Source organism: Streptomyces ureilyticus (assembly GCF_011045025.1).
In the GTDB taxonomy this organism is placed as follows: domain Bacteria; phylum Actinomycetota; class Actinomycetes; order Streptomycetales; family Streptomycetaceae; genus Streptomyces; species Streptomyces ureilyticus.
Genome location: NZ_JAAKZX010000417.1, coordinates 1 through 2,626 on the forward strand (window position 1 = coordinate 1; position 2,626 = coordinate 2,626).

The following is a 2,626-nucleotide window of genomic DNA, read 5'->3' on the forward strand; positions in this document are numbered from 1 at the left end:
AGGCCCTGCTCGCCCTCGCTCGCCGACGCCTCAACGTCCTGTGGGCCATGATCCGTGACGGACAGTGCTACCAAGGTTCACCTCCCGTCACAGCAGCGGCTTGACATCACGATTGGGAAGTCCTTTGCTGGTGAGGGCGGCGGCCGCTGACGGTGGCGACGTTTGCCGGCGAGGGCGGCGGCTGGTGGTGGAGGCGACGGAGAAGCAGCGCCGGCTGGCGGCGGGCCTTTGCTGCTGGTGAGTGCGCCGGAGCGCAGCGCCGCCCGGGACGTGGAGCGGGGCGCCGAGTACGTGGTCAAGAGCGGCGGCTTCCGGTCAGCGGCGGGCCATCCGGCCCATGAACCGGACGATCAGGCGGCGCGGAAGGATCTTGCCGGCGAGGGCGAGCGGGCGGCCGTTGGTGATCACCGACGGGGGCGCGGAGCGGCGGTCGAGGGTGTCGAGGGCCGTACTGACGACGCGGGCGGGGCTGACTCGCTTCGTGCCGTAGTCGGCCGACTGGCTGCCGGCGACGTCGTAGAACTCGGTCTTTGTGGCGCCGGGGCACACGGCAAGGACGCGCAGGCCGGTGCCGCGGCTCTCCTCCCACAGCGATTCGGTGAAGCTGAGGACGAAGGCCTTGGTGGCGCCGTAGACGCTCAGGTACGGGGTCGGCTGGAAGCCCAGCAGGCTCGCGACGTTGATCAGGACGCCGGTGTCGGCCAAGGCCAGCGGCCCGATGTAGGCGCGGCTGAGGTCGACCAGTGCGCTGACGTTCAGCGCGATCATGCTCTGCAGCCGGTCGGGATCCTCGTCGGTGAGGGCGTTGTGGGTGGCGAATCCGGCGTTGTTGACCAGTCCGGTGGCGTAGATGCCGCGGGCTTCGAGTTCGGCGCGCAGCGTGCGGCCGGCGTCGGGCAGGCCGAGGTCGCGGGCGACGACGGTCACCGTGACGCCGTGGGCGTCGGTGAGTTCTTCGGCCAGGTCCTTGAGCCGGTCCGCACGGCGGGCGACGAGTACGAGATCCGAGCCGCGGCGGGCCAGCTGGCGCGCGAATTCCGCGCCGAGCCCGGAGCTCGCTCCCGTGACGATGACGGTCTGGCGGCGATAGTCGATTTTGCTCATGGCTGCACTCTACGCACGCTCTTGCACTGAGTGAAATTTATTGCATCACGCGAAGAGATGTACCATCGGTGCATGGCTCAGAAACCGGCACCTCTTCGTGAGCAGACCCGCTCGGTGGTCCGCGCGCTCATCGCCCGGACCGCCCTCGAACTGTTCGCCGCCAAGGGGTACGACGACACGACACTCGAGGAGATCGCCGCCGCGGCGGGCGTCTCCAAGCGGACCCTGTTCAACTACTTCCGCAACAAGGAGGACCTCGCGCTCAACGGCCTGTCCGAGCAGGGCGAATTGATCGCCGCACGGCTCGCCGAGCGCCCGGCCGACGAAGACCCGTGGGCGTCGCTGCGTGCGGCGTTCTCTGTGCTCGAGGAGCTCGAGAGCACCGCCGAGCGTCGGCTCGAGCTGGTCACCCTGCTGTTCGGCAACGAATCCCTGCGCGCCGGCCACGCCGAGAAGCAGGCTCGCTGGCAAGACCTGTTCGCGCCGCTGATCGAGCCGCGACTGCCCGACTCCGACCGCCGCACCCTGCAGGCGCGCGCGATCGCGGCCGCGGCGATCACCTGCCTCCAGGCGGCGACAGAAGAGTGGATGCGCCTGGGCGGACAGGCCGACCAGTTCGACCTGTACGACGCTGCCGTGCAGGCCATCCGCCGCCCCGCCTCACCACCGGAGAAGAAGACGGCATGACCGATCGCCTGCCCGCGGCGGACCTGCCGAACATGGCCGCCGCCCTGCGCGCCGAACGCGCCGAGATGCTGAACTTCACCAGCGGCCTCACCGACGACGAATGGATCGCACCTAGCGCCGCGGCCGGCTGGCGCATCACCGACGTCGTCGCCCACGTCGGTGCGACAGCGCGGAGCTTCTACGTACCCACCGGGCTGCGCACGACCTTCGCCGGCAGCCTGGAACAGGCGAACGAGGCCCCCGTCGACCAACGGCGGAACTGGAGCCGCGCCAAGGTGATGGCCGAGTACCAGCGCGCCACCCGGCGAGCCACCACGATCCTGGACGTCGTCAGACGCACGCCCGCCGCCCGAGCGCGGGTACGGCTGGCCGAACTCGGTCGCTACCCCCTGGGTCTGCTGATGGCCGGCGCACTCGTCTTCGACCATCACACCCACCTGCGCCACGACATGGCCCCGGCGCTCGGCCGGCCCGTACCGCCCACCGACGCGGACAGGATGCGCGCGGTCCTGACCTGGATGATCGCCGTACTGAGCAACCAGATCGCCAAGGCACCGGTCGCCGGACTCGACGCCCGCCTCGCACTGACCCTCACCGGCCCCGGCGGCGGAACCTGGTGGACCGACGAGGCAGGCGCCCTGACTCCCTCCAACGGCCCGGTCGCCGCGCACGTCACCGCCCCCGCGCTGACCTTCCCCGACTGGGGCACGCAGCGCTCCTCCTGGCGCGACAGCGACGTGACCATCACCGGTGACACCGAACTCGCCACCCGCTTCCTCGACACCGTCAACGTCATCTGACCGGGGCACAGGACCCGCCCCCCACAGCCCCCGGC

The 2,626-nt window shown here is 70.5% G+C and carries 3 protein-coding genes; 2 read left to right on the forward strand and 1 reads right to left on the reverse strand.

The window, feature by feature from the left end; all coding sequences use genetic code 11:
- Positions 1-315: 315 nt before the first annotated feature.
- Positions 316-1,104: an SDR family NAD(P)-dependent oxidoreductase gene (locus G6048_RS47655; protein ID WP_165345834.1), complete on the reverse strand. Its 789-nt coding sequence runs from the start codon at positions 1,102-1,104 to the stop codon at positions 316-318.
- Between the two features lie 72 nt (positions 1,105-1,176).
- Between G6048_RS47655 and G6048_RS47660 the strand changes: the two genes are divergently transcribed.
- Positions 1,177-1,791 (forward strand): TetR/AcrR family transcriptional regulator, encoded by a 615-nt coding sequence (locus G6048_RS47660; RefSeq protein ID WP_165345835.1) that lies wholly within the window; start codon positions 1,177-1,179, stop codon positions 1,789-1,791.
- A complete protein-coding gene (locus G6048_RS47665) occupies positions 1,788-2,591 on the forward strand; it encodes a maleylpyruvate isomerase family mycothiol-dependent enzyme (protein WP_165345836.1) in 804 nt (267 codons plus the stop codon). Before G6048_RS47660 ends, G6048_RS47665 begins: the two co-directional genes overlap by 4 nt.
- Positions 2,592-2,626 lie beyond the last annotated feature (35 nt).